Consider the following 16965-nt stretch of genomic DNA (forward strand, 5'->3'; position numbering starts at 1 on the left):
TGCCGCCCGTCCGGGGGGACAGGATGACTGCACATGCGACGCCGGCCGCCCGTGCCGACGCCATCATCGCGCCCGACGGCGGCAACGCTCCCGTCTCGATGCCGGGGCTGCTGGCGCGCAATGTTGCGCTGCACGCCGGCCGTCCGGCCTGGCGCGAGAAGGAATTCGGCATCTGGCAAAGCTGGACCTGGGCCGAAGCGGCTGCCGAGGTCCGCGCGCTGGCGCTGGGCCTGCTGGACCTTGGTCTGCAGCCCGGCGAGCATGTCGCGATCATCGGCCGCAACCGGCCGGCGCATTATTGGGCGATGCTGGCCGCGCAGATGTGCGGCGCAGTGCCGGTGCCCCTCTACCAGGACGCGGTCGCGGCGGAACTGGCCTATGTGCTGGACCATTGCCATGCCCGCTTTGTCATCGCCGGCGATCAGGAGCAGGTCGACAAGGTGATCGAGGCCGAGGCCGCCGGCAGCGGAATCGCCCGAATGATCTACACCGACAAGCGCGGCATGCGGAAATACGACCACAAGCGCCTCAGCTGGCTGGCAGACGTGCAGGCGGCCGGCCTGGCCGCCGAGGCGCGTCTTCGGCCTGAGCTGGACGCCCGCATCGCCGCACTTGGCGCCGACAGTACCTGCGTGATGCTTTATACCTCGGGCACCACCGGCAAGCCCAAGGGCGTGGTGCTGTCGAACCGCAACGTGATCGAGACTGCCCGGGCCAGCGCCGCCTTCGACAACCTCGGGGCCAGCGACGACGTGCTGGCTTACCTGCCGATGGCCTGGGTCGGAGATTACATCTTCTCGGTCGGGCAGGCGCTGTGGTGCGGCTTCTGCGTGAACTGCCCCGAGAGTCCGTCGACGATGATGACCGACATGCGCGAGATCGGGCCGAGCTATTTCTTCGCCCCGCCGCGCGTGTTCGAGGGGCAGCTGACCAGCGTCATGATCCGCATGGAGGACGCTGGACGGGTGAAACGCTGGATGTTCCGCCGCGGCATGGCGCTGGCCCGGCGCGTGGGCCCGGCGATCCTTGACGGGCGCGGGGTCGGGCCGATGGACCGGCTGGCCTATGGCCTCGGGCGGTTGTTCGTGTTCGGGCCACTCAAGAACACGCTCGGCCTGTCGCGGGTGCGGGTCGGCTATACCGCAGGCGAGGCGATCGGACCGGAGATCTTTGATTTCTATCGCAGCCTGGGGATCAACCTCAAACAGCTTTACGGCCAGACCGAGGCGACCGTGTTCATCACCCAGCAACCCGACGGCGAGGTGCGCCCCGATACGGTCGGCGTGCCATCACCGGGAGTCGAACTCAGGATCGCCCCCTCGGGCGAGGTATTCTATCGCAGCCCCGGCAGTTTCGTGGAATATTACCGCAACCCCGAAAGCACCGCCGCGACCAAGGATGCCGAAGGCTGGGTTGCGACGGGCGATGCCGGCTTTATCGACGCGGCGACCGGACATCTGCGGATCATCGACCGCGCCAAGGATGTCGGCAAGATGGCCAATGGCGCGCTGTTCGCGCCGAAATATGTCGAGAACAAGCTCAAGTTCTATCCCGACATCCTCGAGGCGGTGGTGCTGGGCAATGGACGCGAGTTCTGCACGGCGCTGATCAACATCGACCTGACGGCGGTCGCCAACTGGGCCGAGCGCAACAATATCGCCTATGCGAGCTACCAGGAGCTGGCGGCCCATCCACGCGTCTATGCCACGATCCGCGGCCATATCGAGGCCGTGAACGAAAGCCTCGCCAGCGATCCCATCCTGTCGGGCTGCCAGGTCGCGCGGTTCCTGGTCCTGCACAAGGAACTGGACGCCGACGACGGCGAGATGACCCGCACCCGCAAGGTCAAGCGGGGCGTGATCTCGGACAAGTTCGCCGACCTGATCGAGGCGCTCTACGACGGGCGCAGCAGCGTATATACGGAAACCGAGGTGACTTATGAGGACGGCCGCAAGGGCAAGTTGAAGGCGACCCTGCATCTGGAGGATGCCCGCGTCTTTCCCGTGGCGCCTGGCGTAGACGCCGCGCGGGCCGCCGCATGAGCGCGCCCGTGATCGACCACGTCCACCTGCGCGTCGCGGACTTCGCCGCCAGCCGCGCATTCTATGCCGCAGTGCTCGAAGCGTTCGGCGGCGGCATCGAATGGCAGGGCGAAACCGCCTTCGAGGCTGGCGCCCTCTATGTCGAGACTGCTGACGAAAACGGCCCGAGCCGGGTGCATCTGGCTTTCACCGCGACGGACGAGGCGCAGGTGCGCGCCTTTCACGCAGCCGCGCTGGCCGCCGGCGGACGCGACAACGGCACGCCCGGCCCGCGCGACTATCACCCGGGTTATTTCGGCGCCTTCGTCCTCGATCCCGATGGCAACAATATCGAGGCCGTCTGGCACGGCGGGGACCGCGCATGACGGCGCCCGCGAATGTAACACAGGCCGAGGGGCTGCCGGCTGGCCTCACCCCGGATGGGCGCCGCATCGGCCCCGTGCTTATGGACCTGCGCAACATCACTCTGAAGTTCGGCGGCGTGACCGCCATCAAGGACATCAGCTTCGACATCCGCCAGGGCGAGATCCGGGCGATCATCGGCCCGAACGGCGCTGGCAAATCCTCGATGCTGAACGTCATTTCAGGCTTTTACGTCCCGCGCGAGGGCGAGGTCTGGTTCCGCGGCGAGCGGCGGTCGGCGCTGAAACCCTATCAGATCGCCCGATTGGGGATCGCCCGCACCTTCCAGAACATCGCCCTGTTCGACGGGATGTCGGTCCTCGACAACATCATGACCGGGCGCCTGACACATATGCGCGCCGGCCTTTTTCCACAGGCGCTATGGTGGGGCGCAGCCGAGCGCGAAGAGAACGCCAACCGCGAGAAGGTCGAATGGATCATCGATTTTCTTGAGATCCAGGCGATCCGCAAGACCCCGGTCGGCCGCCTGCCCTACGGTCTGAAAAAGCGTGTCGAACTGGCCCGCGCCCTGGCCGCTGAGCCAAAGCTGTTGCTGCTCGACGAGCCGATGGCCGGCATGAACGTCGAGGAGAAAGAGGACATGAGCCGCTTCATCCTCGACGTGAACGACGAGTTCGGCACCACGATTGCCCTGATCGAGCATGACATGGGCGTGGTCATGGACCTGTCCGACCGGGTCGTCGTGATGGATTACGGCCGCAAGATCGGTGACGGCACGCCAGATGAGGTGCGCGGCAACCAGGCGGTGATCGACGCCTATCTGGGGGTGGCGCATGATTAGGTGGCTGCTGATCATCGTGGCCCTGCCCGAGCTGGTCATGGGCGTGCTGATCGGGATGCTGTCCGCTTCGGATATCCAGTTCACGCTGGGGGCCGTCCTGGTCGGGTTCGGCATGACGCATCTCGCGCTGGCGGCGATGCTTCAGCGGATGGGAGGCGTTCGCTGATGGACCAACTCCTCTACGCCGCCGAAGTGGTCGCCAATGGCCTGATGGCGGGGGTGATGTATGCCCTCGTCGCGCTGGGGTTCGTGCTGATCTACAAGGCCTCGGGCGTGTTCAACTATGCCCAAGGCGTGCTGTGTCTCTTTGCGGCGCTGACGCTGGTCGGCATCCAGCAAGGGCAGGTGCCATTCGCGCACCTGATCAACGCCATCACCGGCGGCCATCTGGACCACTTTGGCTGGACGGTGCCATCGGCACTGGCGATCGTGCTAACGGCGGCGGTCATGGTTGGAGTCGCCTGGGCGGTCAACATTCTGATCCTGCGCCATCTGGTGAACCAGCCGCCCATCATCCTTTTCATGGCGACCATCGGCCTAGCCTATTTCCTCGAGGGGCTGGGCGACGTGATGTGGGGGGCGGACGTCAAGACCCTCGACATCGGCATCCCGCAAGGGGTCAGCGAGACGATCGAGGGCTGGACCGACCGTGCCTTCGGCTATGGGTTCTTCATCGACCGTTTGGACCTGGTGGCGACCGCGGTAGCAACGGCGCTGGTCGCGGCGCTGGTTCTGTTCTCGCAATACACCAAGCAGGGCCGCGCCATGCGCGCGGTGGCGGACGATCATCAGGCAGCCCTGTCGGTCGGCATCAGCCTGCGCTTCATCTGGGTGCTGGTCTGGTCGATCGCCGGTTTCGTCGCACTGGTCGCGGGGATCATGTGGGGCACGAAATCGGGCGTGCAGTTCAGCCTGTCGCTGATCGCGCTGAAGGCGCTGCCGGTGCTGATGCTGGGCGGCTTCACCTCGATTCCCGGCGCCATCATCGGCGGGCTGATCATCGGCGTCGGTGAAAAACTGTTCGAGTACTTCGTCGGCCCAATGATCGGCGGCGCGACCGAGAACTGGTTCGCCTATGTCCTGGCGCTGCTGTTCCTGGTGTTCCGCCCGCAGGGCCTGTTCGGCGAGCGCATCATTGAGAGGGTGTGAGGGTGATCCAGGGCCCGCACTGCAACGGCGAGAGCCGCGATCAGCACCCAGGGGGAGGCGCTGATGTTCTATCGTGAGGCGGGCGACTTCAAGACCAGCTACCGCGAGGACAGCCAGACCTTTCCACTGGCGCTGGACCGTTGGGCGTATCGGCTGTTGATGGCGGTCGCCGTGCTGGTGGTCCCGTTCGTGATCGACGGCTACTGGGCCAACGCCATCCTGGTGCCTTTCCTGATCTATGCCATTGCGGCGATTGGGCTGAACATTCTCGTCGGCTACGCCGGACAGCTCAGCCTCGGGACCGGCGGTTTCATGGCGGTCGGCGCCTATGCGGTCTACAAGCTGTCGGTCGCCTTTCCCGGTATCAACATCGTCTTTCACATCATCGCCGCCGGCGGCATCACCGCGCTGGTCGGCATGCTGTTCGGCCTGCCCAGCTTGCGGATCAAGGGCTTCTACCTCGCCGTGGCGACGCTGGCGGCGCAGTTCTTTCTGGTCTGGCTCTTCAACAAGGTGCCGTGGTTCTACAACTACAGCGCCTCGGGCCAGATCAACGCGCCGGACCGCTCGGTACTTGGCTGGATGGTCACCGGACCGCTGGCGACGCCCGCCGCCAAGTATCTGATCTGCCTCGCCTTTGCCTTTGTGGTGGCGTGGATCGCGCGGAACCTGACGCGCGGCATGACCGGCCGCAAATGGATGGCGATCCGCGACATGGACATCGCGGCCGAGATCATCGGCGTGAACCCCCTGACCGCGAAACTGACTGCATTCGGCGTCAGCAGCTTTTTCATCGGCATCGCCGGGGCGCTTTTCTTTGCCGTCTACCTGGGCGCGGCAGAGGTCGGCGAGGCCTTTGGCATCAACAAGTCATTCCTGATCCTGTTCATGGTCATCATCGGCGGCCTCGGCAGCATCTTCGGCAGCTTCGCCGGCGCTGCCTTCATGGTGCTGTTGCCGGTCGCGCTAAAGAACCTGCTGGTGGGCGGCTTTGGCTGGCCGACCGATCTGGCGGCCCATATCGAGCTGATGATCGTCGGCGGCCTGATCGTGATCTTTCTGATCGCCGAGCCGCATGGCCTCGCTCAGCTTTGGCGCCTGACCAAGGAAAAGCTGCGCCTGTGGCCGTTCCCGCACTGATTGCCTGCAAGAAAAATCTCTGGGAGGAGAAGCCGATGAAGATGACACTTGCTGCCCTGACGACCGCCGCCGCGCTGATCGCGGGGCCGGCCCTCGCCGACCTGACGCTGCCGCACCTGAGCTATCGCACCGGCCCCTATGCCGCCAACGGCACCCAGTATGCCGACGGCTTCAACGACTACTTCACCCTGCTGAACGAGCGTGATGGCGGCATCGGCGGGGCCAAGATCCTGACCCCGGAATGCGAGACCGCCTACAACACCGAAAAGGGCGTCGAGTGCTACGAGGCGACCAAGTCCGAGGCCGCGCTGATCTACAACCCGATGTCGACCGGCATCACCTACCAGCTGATCCCCAAGGCCTCGGCCGATGGCAAGGTCCTCTACACCCCCGGCTATGGCCGTACCTCGGCCAAGAACGGCAAGGTGTTCGAATGGGTGTTCAACGCCCCGGCGAATTACTGGGACGGCGCCTCGGTCGCGGTGAAATACCTGCTCGACCAGAACGGGGGTGACCTGAAGGGCAAGAAAATCGCGCTGCTCTATCACAACAGCGCCTATGGCAAGGAGCCGATCCGTACCCTGCAGGAGCTGTCCAAGAAGCACGGCTTTACCCTGTCCGAACTGCCGGTCGACGCACCCGGCCAGGAGCAGAAATCGCAGTGGCTGCAGATCCGCCGCGACAAGCCTGATTACGTTATCATGTATGGCTGGGGCGTGATGAACCCCGCGGCCATTCAGGAAGCGGCCAATATCAAGTTCCCGATGGAGAATTTCATCGGCATCTGGTGGTCGGGCGGCGAGGTTGACGTTCAGGCCGCCGGTGCCGCAGCCAATGGCTACAAGTCGTTGACCTTCAACGGCGTCGGCACCGATTACCCGTTCTATGCCGACCTGACCAAGTTCGTGGTCGATCCGGGCAAGGCCTCGCAGGGCGGCAAGTTCGTCGGCAGCGCGGTCTATTCGCGCGGCGTCTATGCCGCGCTGATCATCGGCGAGGCGATCCGCAAGGCGCAGGAGCTTGCGGGCACGCCCGACATCAACGCAGCACAGCTGCGCGACGGATTCGAGGCGCTCGACATCACCGAGGCGCGCATGGCCGAGCTGGGGCTGCCGGGCTTTGGCCAGCCGATCAAGCTGAGCTGCGCCAACCACGGCGGGGCCGGCATGGCCCGGCTGCAGCAGTGGGATGCGACGGCCGGCAAGTGGAACCTGATCACCGACTTCATCCAGCCCGACGAGGAAGTGCTGGAGCCGCTGATCGCCGCCGACAGCGAGGCCTATGCCAAGGAAGCTGGCATTACGCCTCGCGCCTGCGACTGACGCGGGCGATCCGCAACGACCCCCGGCGGCGCCACTGCCGCCGGGTTCCACCCGCCAAAGGGCAACACCATGCTGGACGCTGCACCCCGCCCCGACGCCGAGGCCCTGCTCGACGTCAACAACATCGAGGTGATCTACAACCACGTCATCCTGGTGCTGAAGGGCGTCAGCCTGTCGGTCCCCAAGGGCGGCATCACCGCGCTGCTGGGCGGCAATGGCGCCGGCAAGACCACGACCCTGAAGGCGATCAGCAACCTGCTGCATTCCGAGCGCGGAGCCGTCACCAAGGGCACGATCCGCTATCGCGGCGACGACGTGGCCGACCTGAACCCGGCGGCGCTGGTCAGCCGCGGCGTCATTCAGGTGATGGAGGGGCGGCACTGCTTCGAGCATCTGACGGTCGAGGAGAACCTGCTGACGGGCGCCTATACCCGCGCTGATGGCAGCGCGGCGATCAAGCGGGACCTCGAAATGGTCTATGACTATTTCCCGCGCCTGCGCGAGCGGCGACGCTCGCAGGCGGGTTACACTTCGGGCGGTGAGCAGCAGATGGTCGCCATGGGCCGGGCGCTGATGTCCCGCCCCGAAACAATCCTGCTGGACGAGCCGTCGATGGGCCTCGCCCCGCAGCTGGTCGAGCAGATCTTCCAGATCGTCAAGGCGGTGAACGAGGGCGAGGGCGTGACCTTCCTGCTGGCCGAGCAGAACACCAACGTCGCCCTGCGCTATGCCCATTACGGCTATATCCTGGAAAGCGGCCGGGTGGTGATGGACGGCCCGGCCCAAGCGCTGCGCGAGAATCCAGACGTCAAGGAATTCTACCTGGGCGTCGGCGACGAGGGTCGCAAGTCGTTCCGCGATGTGCGCAGTTACCGCCGCCGCAAGCGCTGGCTGGCATAGGGGACCCGGGCATGAGCCTCTATTACGACGATCTGGAAACCCGCAGCGCGGCCGAGCGCGCGGCCGACCTGCCCCTCGCCCTCGCCGAGGCGCTGGCAAATGCCAAGCGCGCGCCCACCCTCGCCCGCAGCCTGCGCGAGGTCGAGCCGGAGGACGTGCGCAGCATGGCCGACCTGGCCCGCCTGCCGGTGCTGCGCAAATCCGATCTGGTCGAGGCGCAGGCCAGACGCCCGCCATTGGGGGGTTATGCCACCCGCCATGCGCACGAGTTCGATCACCTGTTCCAGTCCCCCGGCCCGATCTACGAGCCGGGGCGCCTCGACAGCGACTGGTGGCGCATGGGCCGGTTCCTGACCGCCGCCGGGATCGTCAAGAGCGACGTGGTCCAGAATTGCTTTTCCTACCATCTGACGCCCGCCGGCCAGATGTTCGACAGCGGCGCGCGCGCGGTAGGCGCGGCGGTCTTTCCGGCCGGCACGGGCCAGACTGAGCTGCAACTGCGGGCCGCGGCCGATCTTGGCACCACGGTCTATGCCGGCACCCCCGACTACCTGAAAGTGCTGCTGGACAAGGCGGGCGAGCAGGGCTTGCGGCTGGGCATCACCCGCGCGGTTGTGGGCGGCGGCGCGCTGTTTCCCAGCTTGCGCGCGCTTTATGCCGAGGCTGGTATCGCCACTTTCCAGTGCTATGCCACCGCCGATCTGGGCCTGATCGCCTACGAATCCGAACAGCCTGAGGGCGGTGCCGGCGAGGGGATGATCGTGGACGAGCGCGTCATCGTCGAGATCGTGCGGCCCGGCACCGGCGATCCGGTTCCCGAGGGCGAGGTGGGCGAGGTGCTGGTCACCACCCTGAACCCGGATTATCCGCTGATCCGCTTTGCCACCGGCGATCTGTCCGCGGTGCTGGCGGGCACCTCGGCCTGCGGGCGCACGGGGCTGCGCATCAACGGCTGGATGGGCCGCGCCGACCAGACCACCAAGATCAAGGGCATGTTCGTGCGCCCGGAACAGGTCGCCGCCCTGATTGCCCGGCATCCGGAGGTGGCGCGAGCGCGGGTCATCGCTGATCGCGCCGGTGAGGCGGACGTGATGACCGTGCAGCTTGAAACCCGCGCCGCAGACCCGGCATTGTACGAGGGATCGGTGCTCGAGGCACTGAAGCTGAAGGGCCGGGTCGAGATCGTGCCGCCGGGATCGCTGCCGAACGACGGCCGGGTGATCGAGGACCGGCGCCGCTACGATTGAGACGGCCGCGCCGAAAGGGGGCCGGATGATACGCCAGATCGCGGGATTTGCGCTGCTGGCGGCGCTTTGCGCTGCACCCGCCGCGGCCGAGGACCGAGCGGTGGTGATCGCTCAGCCAGGCCCGGGGGCGCCGCTCGATATCTCGCAGATCGCCGCGCGACTGAAGGCTGCAGGCATGACCACCACGACGGCGAGCGACCTGAAAGCGGCGCAATTGCCGGGACCGCTGGAGGTGCTGCAGGCGCCCGATCCGGCAGCTGGTGCGCGGCTGGTCCTGCTGTCAGGGCGCTTCGTGAACGCTGGCGGCGATTCCTGGCTGATGGCGAGCGACGCCGGGGCGCGCGGGTTGGCCTTTGCCGACCGCGACGGCATCTCGGTCGGTCATCTGGTGACGCTGATGCGAGATGGCAGCCGGCGCGGCGTCCTGCTGCTGGCCGAAACACCGGGCGGCCCCGCGCCCGGTCCGCGGCTGCAGGCCGGTGTCGGCCAGATGCGCGGGGTTGCCGGTGTCAGCGTCATCGCCGGCCCGCCCGACGCCATCGCCCGCGCAGTCGAGGGCCTGACCGGCCCGCGCACCAACGTCGCCGCTGTGCTGCTGGCGGAGCCGACCTTGCGCCTCGTTTCCGGCACTGCGGCCGCCTCGCTGGAAGGCTCCCCGAGCGCCGCTGCCGCCGCCCCGACTGCGACGCCGACCGGTGCCGGCGGCCTGACGGCGCCCGCCCTGCCCGGCGAGGCCGAGGCCTGGGTGCGCGCCGCCGCCCTGCGTCAGGTCAAGGCCTATGAGGACTTCCTCACGGCTTTTCCCAATGGACGCTATGCCGGTGTCGCCGCCCAGCGGATCACCCAGCTTGGCGGCACGCCGCCGGCGCAGGCTTCGACACCCGCGACCACGACCTCTGCGGCGCCCGCGCAGGGCAGCGATTCCGCCCATGCTGCCGTGGCAGAGATCGCGCTGAACCTGTCACTGGGCGAGCGTAGCCAACTACAGCGCATCCTGACCGGGTTGGGTTTTGACACGCGCGGCACGGATGGCGCCTTTGGCAGCGGCACGCGGGAGGCAATCCGTCGCTGGCAGGGCGGTGCCGGCCTTCCAGCGACCGGATATCTGGATGCGGCCCAGGTCGCCCGGTTGCGGCGCAGCGCCCGCTGAGTTGAGGTGCACAATATGAAAAGGGCCCGCGACATTGCTGTCGCGGGCCCGATCATTCCGTGCCGGTCAATCAGCCTTGGCGGGCCTTGAAGCGCGGGTTGGTCTTGTTGACGATGTAGAGACGGCCGCGGCGGCGGACGATCTGACAATCCTTGTGACGCTCTTTCAGCGAGCGCAGCGAGTTGCGAACTTTCATCGCTCTCATCCTTCGTTGCGCGCCCAGATGGTTGCGCCGTGAAACCAAAAGCCCCCGGAAAGGCCGGGGGCCGCGGAAAATGGTGGGCGGTACTGGGATCGAACCAGTGGCCACTACGATGTCAACGTAGTGCTCTACCGCTGAGCTAACCGCCCGTCAGACCGCGACCCCCGCCACCCGAAAGCTGCGCGGAACTCGCGTCGGTCGCGTGTCTATAAAAGCAGCCGGCGAGGCATGCAAGTCCCTGCGCGCAACTGATGCAACGGTTTTTGGCAGGCGCGGGTTGGCCCCGGGCGCGGCTTGGTTATGATGCCACCAACGGGCGGCGAGCCCGCCTGGCAAGGACGGCCCGTTGGACCAAACCTTCCTCCTCGAACGACCTCGGAAATGGCGCGGCGGGCTGATCCTCGCCTCGCCGCATTCGGGACGGGACTATCCCGATTCGTTTCTGTCGCGCACCCGTCTCGACATCATGACGCTGCGCAGCTCGGAGGACGCTTTCGTCGACCGTCTGATCCGCACCGCGGCAGAGGCGTCCGGTGCGGTGGTCCTTGCGGCGCGCGTGCCGCGCTCGGTCGTCGACCTCAATCGCGGGCGCGACGATCTGGACCCCCTGGTGGTGGAGGGTGCGCGACTGCCAAAGCCAGGCAATCCGCGCACCCAGGCCGGACTTGGCGTCATTCCGCGGGTCGTGGCGCAAGGCCGGGTGATCTTTCATCGGCGCATGTCCGCGGCCGAGGCCGAAGCGCTGCTGGATGCGGCCTGGCAGCCCTATCACGACGCCCTGGCGGCGCTGATGGACGAGGCGGTGGCGCGGTTCGGCCGTGCGCTGCTGATCGACATGCATTCCATGCCGCGAGAGGCGCTGTCGCATCTGGTGCCGCGCCCGCAGGTGGTGCTGGGCGACCGCTATGGCCGGTCGGCCGGCGGCTGGCTGCGGCAGCAATTGCGGGCCGGGCTTGAGGAGCAGGGCCTGTCCGTGCGGCTGAACGCGCCCTTCGCCGGCGCCTATGTCGCCGTCGCCTATGGCGATCCGGGGCGCGAGCGGCACGTTGTCCAGCTGGAGGTCGACCGCTCGCTTTATATGGACGAGGCGCGGCTGGCGCCGCATGAAGGTTTCGACCGTCTGGCGGGTCAGTTGGCACGCGCGATCGCGCCGCTGACCGCAGCGCCGGGCGCAATGGCCGCAGAATAGGGAGTTTGGCGATGGAACAGGGCTGGACACTGACCCTGCTGGCATTCGTGATCCTCGCGACCGTCATGATGGCGGTCCGCGTGGTCCCGCAATCCGAGAAATACGTGGTCGAGCGCTTTGGCCGGCTGCGCGCGGTCCTGGGGCCGGGCATCAACCTGATCGTGCCGTTCATCGACCGCGTGGCGCACCGCATCTCGATCCTCGAGCGGCAGTTGCCGACCAGCAAGCAGGACGCGATCACCGCAGACAACGTGCTGGTGCAGGTCGAAACCAGCGTGTTCTATCGCATCCTCGAGCCGGAAAAGACCGTCTATCGCATCCGCGACGTGGACGCCGCCATCGCCACGACCGTGGCGGGGATCGTGCGCTCCGAGATCGGGACGATGGAGCTGGACCGCGTGCAGTCCAACCGGGCCCAGTTGATCGAACGGATTCAGACCAGCCTCGCCAGCGTCGTCGATGACTGGGGGATCGAGGTCACGCGGGCCGAGATCCTCGACGTCAACCTGGACGCCGCCACCCGCTCGGCCATGCTGCAGCAACTGAACGCCGAGCGCGCGCGGCGCGCGCAGGTGACCGAGGCCGAGGGCAAGCGCCGCGCGGTCGAACTGGGCGCCGATGCCGATCTGTATGCCGCCGAGCAGCGGGCCAAGGCGCGCCGCATCCTGGCCGATGCCGAGGCCTATGCGACCAACGCGCTGTCGGCGGCAATCCGCGACGGCGGCCTGGAGGCGGCGCAATACCAGTTGGGCATGAAGCAGATCGAGGCGCTGTCCGAGGTCGCGCAGGGTGCGGGTCAGCGCACGGTGATCCTGCCGGCAACGGCGGTCGATGCCTTTGCCGATGCGCTGGGGCGCCTTGGTCGCGGTGCGGGCCGGGCATGATGGCCCCCGGTTGGGACAACGGGTGGCTGTGGCTGGCGGTCGCGCTGGTGCTGGCGCTGGTTGAACTGGCGCTCCCCGGCTACCTGTTTCTCGGCACCGCGATCGCGGTCGCGCTGATGGGGTTGGTGCTACTCGCCGGACTGTGGGGCGGCGGCCTGCCCGGGGCGCTGGTCGTGGTGGCGCTGCTCTCGGGCGCGGTCTGGTTGGGCTTGCGGCGCCTTTCTACCCCGCGCGAGGGGCAGGTCCGTATCTGGCGGCGGGACATCAATGACGATTGAGGGAGCCTTTCGCGGCGCCAAGGTCATCCTGACCTGCGGCGATGCGCTGCTGGTGCTGCGCCGAGACGATATCCCGACCATCCAGTGGCCCGGCTGCTGGGATTTGCCGGGTGGCGGGGCCGAGCCGGGGGAGACGCCGCTCGACTGCGCGCTGCGTGAGCTGCTGGAGGAGACCGGCTTGCAGATCGATCCTGCGCGACTGACGGGCGAGGGACGACCGCTGGCCCACCGCCGGGGAGTTGGCTGGTACTTCCACGCTGAGATCACCGAGGCCGAGGCGGCAAGCGCGCGGTTGGGCGACGAAGGCGACATGCTGCTGCTGATGCCGGTGGCTGAGTTCATCGCCCACCCAAAGGCGGTCCCGCATTACCGGGTGATTGTCTCCGAGATGCTGGCAAAGGCGCCCGCGACATAGTGTTGGCACCATATATGTCGTGATCGGCCAAGAACGCCGGTGGCGCCGCCTATGGTCCGCCGTTCGGGCAAGGACCGACGTTTACGGCAGGCTTGCCAGGATCGCCTCAGCCGCAGCGCGCGGGTCGGACGACTGCCAGACCGGGCGGCCAACGACGATATGATCGGCCCCGGCGGCGATCGCAGCGGCCGGTGTCTCGATCCGCTTCTGATCGCCGGCGTCCGCGCCGGCCGGGCGGATCCCCGGCGTCACGATCAGGCCCGATCCCGGCAGGGCGCGGATGGCGGCCGCCTCGCGCGGGCTGGCGATCACGCCATGGGCGCCTGCCTCGAAGGCGCGGGCCGCCCGCTCGACGGTCAGATCGTGCAGATCGCCCTCGCGCATCATCCCGGCATCCAGATCGGCCCGGTCGAGCGAGGTCAGAACCGTCACCGCGAGGATCTTGAGGTCAGAGCCCCCAGCCCCCTCGCGCGCGGCGCGTACCACATGCGGATCGCCATGGACGGTCAGGAAATCCAGGTCGAACTGCGCCAGGCCCCGCACTGCCGCCTCAATCGTGGCGCCGATGTCATATAGCTTCAGGTCCATGAAAATGCGCTTGCCGTGGTCTGCCTTCAGCTCGTTCGCCAAGGCCAGACCGCCGCCAGTCAGCATGCCGAGGCCGATCTTGTAAAAGCCGCAGGCATCGCCGATGGCGCCCGCCACCTCGAGCCCCGCGAGGGCGTTCGGCACATCCAGTGCAACAATCAATCGCTCGTCCATCGTGGTCCCCTGCGTTCGTGGCAAACGGTCGGGGGTTTTGCACGGAACCTCGGCGCGTGAAAGGCCGTTCGGCCTTGGAATGCCGATTGGCAGATCCCATCTGTCGAGGCGAGACCAGTCAGAGCCATGCCGCAGCGGGTGGCCGGACGACTGGGGCTATCGAGGAGACATCTCATGGATATGGAAAAATTCACGGAGCGCTCGCGCGGTTTCATTCAGGCCGCCCAGACGATCGCCATTCGTGAAAACAATCAGCGCGTCATGCCCGAGCATCTGCTGAAGGCACTGATGGACGACGATCAGGGACTGGCCGCGAACCTGATCACCCGCGCTGGCGGCAACGCGCGCGCCGTTGCGGATGCGGTCACCACGGCCGTCGACAAGCTGCCCAAGGTGCAGGGCGGCGAGGGGCAGGTTTATATCGACACCTCGCTCGTCCGGGTGCTGGACGAGGCTGAAAAGATTGCCAAGAAGGCCGGCGACAGTTTCGTGCCGGTCGAGCGCATCTTGATGGCGCTGACCATGGTGAACACCCGGGCCCGCGACGCGCTGGAGGCTGGCAAGGTCACCGCGCAGGCTCTGAACGCTGCCATCAATGATGTGCGCAAGGGCCGCACCGCCGACAGTGCCTCCTCCGAGGACACAATGGAGGCGCTGTCAAAATATGCGCGCGACCTGACGGCCGCCGCCGCGGAGGGCAAGATCGACCCGATCATCGGCCGCGACGAGGAAATCCGCCGTGCCATGCAGGTGCTGTCGCGCCGCACCAAGAATAACCCCGTCCTGATCGGCGAGCCCGGCGTCGGCAAGACCGCCATCGCCGAGGGCCTCGCCCTGCGGATCGTCGATGGCGACGTCCCCGAGAGCCTGCGCAACAAGAAGCTGATGGCCCTCGACATGGGCGCGCTGATCGCGGGCGCCAAGTATCGCGGGGAATTCGAGGAGCGGCTGAAGGCCATCCTGAAGGAGATCGAGTCCGCCAACGGCGAGATCATCCTGTTTATCGACGAGTTGCATGTGCTGGTCGGTGCTGGCAAGACCGATGGCGCGATGGATGCCGCGAACCTGATCAAGCCCGCGCTCGCGCGGGGCGAGTTGCATTGCGTCGGCGCCACTACGCTGGACGAGTATCGCAAGTATATCGAGAAGGACGCCGCCCTCGCCCGCCGCTTCCAGCCGGTCATGGTCGAGGAGCCGACGGTTCAGGACACGATCAGCATCCTGCGCGGCATCAAGGAAAAGTACGAGCTGCACCACGGCGTCCGGATTACCGACTCTGCACTCGTGGCGGCGGCAACGCTGAGCAATCGCTACATCACCGACCGCTTCCTGCCCGACAAGGCCATCGACCTGATGGACGAGGCCGCCTCGCGGCTGCGGATGGAGGTCGACAGCAAGCCGGAAGAACTGGACCAGCTGGACCGCCAGATCCTGCAGCTGCAGATCGAGGCCGAGGCACTGAAGAAAGAGGATGACGCTGCCAGCAAGGACCGTCTTGGCCGGCTGGAGCGGGATCTGTCCGACCTGCAGGAGCGCAGCGCCGAGATGACGGCCCGCTGGCAGGCCGAGCGCGACAAGCTGGAGGGCACCCGCGGCCTGAAAGAGCAATTGGACCGCGCCCGCGCCGAGCTGGACCAGGCCAAGCGCGAGGGCAACCTCCGCAAGGCCGGCGAGCTGTCCTATGGCATCATCCCGGGGCTGGAGAAGAAGCTGGCCGATTCCGAGGGCAGCGACGAGGGCCCGATGGTCGAGGAGGCCGTGCGCCCCGAGCAGATCGCCGAGGTGGTCGAGCGCTGGACCGGCATTCCGACCACCAAGATGCTTGAGGGCGAGCGCGACAAGCTGCTGCAGATGGAGCAGGTCTTGGCCCGCCGCGTGCTCGGCCAGAACGAGGCCGTGACCGCCATCGCGAACTCGGTCCGCCGAGCGCGGGCGGGGCTGAACGACCCCCACCGTCCGCTCGGCAGCTTCCTGTTCCTCGGCCCGACCGGCGTCGGCAAGACCGAGCTGACCAAGGCGATTGCCGAATACATGTTCGATGATGACGACGCGATGACCCGCATCGACATGTCCGAGTTCATGGAGAAGCACGCGGTCAGCCGGCTGATCGGTGCGCCGCCCGGCTATGTCGGCTATGACGAGGGGGGCGTGCTGACGGAATCCGTGCGCCGTCGCCCCTATCAGGTGATCCTGTTCGACGAGGTCGAAAAGGCGCATCCGGATGTATTCAACGTGCTGCTGCAGGTGCTGGACGACGGTATCCTGACCGATGGCCAGGGCCGGCGCGTGGACTTCAAGAACACGCTTATCATCCTGACCTCGAACCTCGGCGCGCAGGCCCTGTCGACACTGCCCGAGGGCTCCGACTCGAGCGATGCGCGCGAGCAGGTGATGGCTGCGGTGCGGGCGCATTTCCGGCCGGAGTTCCTGAACCGGCTGGACGAGATCCTCATCTTCCGCCGCCTGACGCGCGAGAACATGAGCGGCATCGTCAAGCTGCAGCTGCTGGGCCTCGAGAGCCGGCTGGCCGACCGCAACATCCATCTGGACCTGGACGCCCAGGCGCTGAAATGGCTGGCGGACGAGGGGTATGACCCGGTTTACGGCGCGCGCCCTCTAAAGCGCGTCATCCAGCGGAGTCTGCAGAACCCGCTGGCCGAGATGCTGCTGTCGGGTGCGGTGCTGGACGGCGAGACCGTGCCGATTACCGCGGGGCCTGAGGGCCTGATCGTCGGCAACCGGGTGGGCAAGAACGCTCCACTCGGCTCGGCCGGTGATCGGCCGGCGGGCGTGCCGCTGCAGTAAGCGCGAGAGCAAAGCCATGGACCCCGGCCATTTGGCCGGGGTCTTACATTATGCGGCAGGTCGCGGCGGCAGCTTACTCGACCGCGGCCTTGACGATCTTCTCGATCAGTTCGCTCACTTCGGGAACGCCGTGAGCCGCGTAGTCGGGATGTCCGACGATGACTTTTCCAGGCGCGTCCGCCGTTTCGTACACATAGATCGAATACGGGCAGAACTGGATGTTGGACGGGTCACGTTCCATCACAGCGCGCGATACCGTGGCCGAGCAGAAGGTGA

At 66.8% G+C, this 16965-nt stretch carries 18 protein-coding genes and 1 tRNA gene (1 of these 19 cut by a window edge); 15 read left to right on the forward strand and 4 right to left on the reverse strand.

The genetic code is table 11. The features are described 5' to 3' along the window. Nucleotides 1-98 precede the first annotated feature (98 nt). From DRW48_RS03880 to DRW48_RS03920, 10 genes are all read left to right on the forward strand, one after another. Nucleotides 99-2042 (forward strand): AMP-binding protein, encoded by a 1944-nt coding sequence (locus DRW48_RS03880; RefSeq protein ID WP_199286191.1) that lies wholly within the window; start codon nucleotides 99-101, stop codon nucleotides 2040-2042. Next, complete coding sequence (locus DRW48_RS03885; protein WP_114075276.1) at nucleotides 2039-2407, forward strand: VOC family protein; 369 nt, start codon at nucleotides 2039-2041, stop codon at nucleotides 2405-2407. The genes DRW48_RS03880 and DRW48_RS03885 overlap by 4 nt, the downstream gene beginning before the upstream one ends. Beyond that, nucleotides 2404-3246: an ABC transporter ATP-binding protein gene (locus DRW48_RS03890; protein WP_114075277.1), complete on the forward strand. Its 843-nt coding sequence runs from the start codon at nucleotides 2404-2406 to the stop codon at nucleotides 3244-3246. Before DRW48_RS03885 ends, DRW48_RS03890 begins: the two co-directional genes overlap by 4 nt. Beyond that, on the forward strand, nucleotides 3239-3412 hold the full coding sequence (locus DRW48_RS15845; RefSeq protein ID WP_162784668.1) for a hypothetical protein: 174 nt from the start codon (nucleotides 3239-3241) through the stop codon (nucleotides 3410-3412). The genes DRW48_RS03890 and DRW48_RS15845 overlap by 8 nt, the downstream gene beginning before the upstream one ends. Continuing rightward, the gene (locus tag DRW48_RS03895) at nucleotides 3412-4395 is read left to right on the forward strand and encodes a branched-chain amino acid ABC transporter permease (RefSeq protein WP_114075278.1); all 984 of its coding nucleotides are present in this window, start codon (nucleotides 3412-3414) and stop codon (nucleotides 4393-4395) included. The genes DRW48_RS15845 and DRW48_RS03895 overlap by 1 nt, the downstream gene beginning before the upstream one ends. Before the next feature lie 63 nt (nucleotides 4396-4458). Next, the gene (locus DRW48_RS03900; protein WP_114075279.1) at nucleotides 4459-5535 is read left to right on the forward strand and encodes a branched-chain amino acid ABC transporter permease; all 1077 of its coding nucleotides are present in this window, start codon (nucleotides 4459-4461) and stop codon (nucleotides 5533-5535) included. Nucleotides 5536-5570: 35 nt separating this feature from the next. After that, complete coding sequence (locus DRW48_RS03905; protein ID WP_114077339.1) at nucleotides 5571-6857, forward strand: ABC transporter substrate-binding protein; 1287 nt, start codon at nucleotides 5571-5573, stop codon at nucleotides 6855-6857. A gap of 69 nt (nucleotides 6858-6926) precedes the next feature. Further along, the gene (locus tag DRW48_RS03910; protein WP_114075280.1) at nucleotides 6927-7757 is read left to right on the forward strand and encodes an ABC transporter ATP-binding protein; all 831 of its coding nucleotides are present in this window, start codon (nucleotides 6927-6929) and stop codon (nucleotides 7755-7757) included. An 11-nt stretch (nucleotides 7758-7768) separates the two neighbouring features. After that, on the forward strand, nucleotides 7769-9004 hold the full coding sequence (locus DRW48_RS03915) for a phenylacetate--CoA ligase family protein (protein ID WP_114075281.1): 1236 nt from the start codon (nucleotides 7769-7771) through the stop codon (nucleotides 9002-9004). A gap of 25 nt (nucleotides 9005-9029) precedes the next feature. Continuing rightward, nucleotides 9030-10154 carry a peptidoglycan-binding domain-containing protein gene (locus DRW48_RS03920; protein ID WP_114075282.1) on the forward strand — a complete coding sequence of 375 codons (1125 nt, stop codon included), beginning with the start codon at nucleotides 9030-9032 and terminating at the stop codon, nucleotides 10152-10154. Between the two features lie 70 nt (nucleotides 10155-10224). Here DRW48_RS03920 and ykgO read toward each other — a convergent pair whose 3' ends face one another. Together ykgO and DRW48_RS03930 are read right to left on the reverse strand one after the other, a co-directional pair. Continuing rightward, a complete protein-coding gene (gene ykgO / locus DRW48_RS03925) occupies nucleotides 10225-10350 on the reverse strand; it encodes a type B 50S ribosomal protein L36 (RefSeq protein WP_114075283.1) in 126 nt (41 codons plus the stop codon). A gap of 80 nt (nucleotides 10351-10430) precedes the next feature. Beyond that, nucleotides 10431-10505: transfer RNA gene (locus tag DRW48_RS03930), tRNA-Val, on the reverse strand. Nucleotides 10506-10702: 197 nt separating this feature from the next. Here DRW48_RS03930 and DRW48_RS03935 point away from each other — a divergent pair. From DRW48_RS03935 to DRW48_RS03950, 4 genes are read left to right on the forward strand one after another with little or no spacing between them, the layout of a single operon-like run. Beyond that, the gene (locus DRW48_RS03935) at nucleotides 10703-11545 is read left to right on the forward strand and encodes an N-formylglutamate amidohydrolase (protein ID WP_114075284.1); all 843 of its coding nucleotides are present in this window, start codon (nucleotides 10703-10705) and stop codon (nucleotides 11543-11545) included. Between the two features lie 11 nt (nucleotides 11546-11556). Next, nucleotides 11557-12429: an SPFH domain-containing protein gene (locus tag DRW48_RS03940; protein ID WP_114075285.1), complete on the forward strand. Its 873-nt coding sequence runs from the start codon at nucleotides 11557-11559 to the stop codon at nucleotides 12427-12429. After that, the gene (locus DRW48_RS03945; protein ID WP_241963366.1) at nucleotides 12426-12707 is read left to right on the forward strand and encodes a hypothetical protein; all 282 of its coding nucleotides are present in this window, start codon (nucleotides 12426-12428) and stop codon (nucleotides 12705-12707) included. Before DRW48_RS03940 ends, DRW48_RS03945 begins: the two co-directional genes overlap by 4 nt. After that, nucleotides 12697-13122, forward strand: a complete 426-nt coding sequence (locus tag DRW48_RS03950) for an NUDIX domain-containing protein (RefSeq protein WP_114075286.1) — start codon at nucleotides 12697-12699, stop codon at nucleotides 13120-13122. Before DRW48_RS03945 ends, DRW48_RS03950 begins: the two co-directional genes overlap by 11 nt. A gap of 81 nt (nucleotides 13123-13203) precedes the next feature. On the opposite strand, the gene pyrF is transcribed toward DRW48_RS03950, so the two are convergent. Beyond that, nucleotides 13204-13884 (reverse strand): orotidine-5'-phosphate decarboxylase, encoded by a 681-nt coding sequence (gene pyrF / locus DRW48_RS03955; RefSeq protein WP_114075287.1) that lies wholly within the window; start codon nucleotides 13882-13884, stop codon nucleotides 13204-13206. Nucleotides 13885-14058: 174 nt separating this feature from the next. Between pyrF and clpB the strand changes: the two genes are divergently transcribed. Continuing rightward, complete coding sequence (gene clpB / locus DRW48_RS03960) at nucleotides 14059-16689, forward strand: ATP-dependent chaperone ClpB (protein WP_114075288.1); 2631 nt, start codon at nucleotides 14059-14061, stop codon at nucleotides 16687-16689. A gap of 73 nt (nucleotides 16690-16762) precedes the next feature. Here clpB and DRW48_RS03965 read toward each other — a convergent pair whose 3' ends face one another. After that, on the reverse strand, nucleotides 16763-16965 hold the end of the coding sequence (locus DRW48_RS03965; protein WP_114075289.1) for a DUF302 domain-containing protein. 244 nt of this gene lie beyond the right edge of the window; only the last 203 of its 447 coding nucleotides appear in the window; its start codon lies off the right edge, out of view; it ends in the stop codon at nucleotides 16763-16765.

Origin of the sequence: Paracoccus suum, from assembly GCF_003324675.1 — a bacterium.
Taxonomy (GTDB): Bacteria; Pseudomonadota; Alphaproteobacteria; order Rhodobacterales; family Rhodobacteraceae; genus Paracoccus; species Paracoccus suum.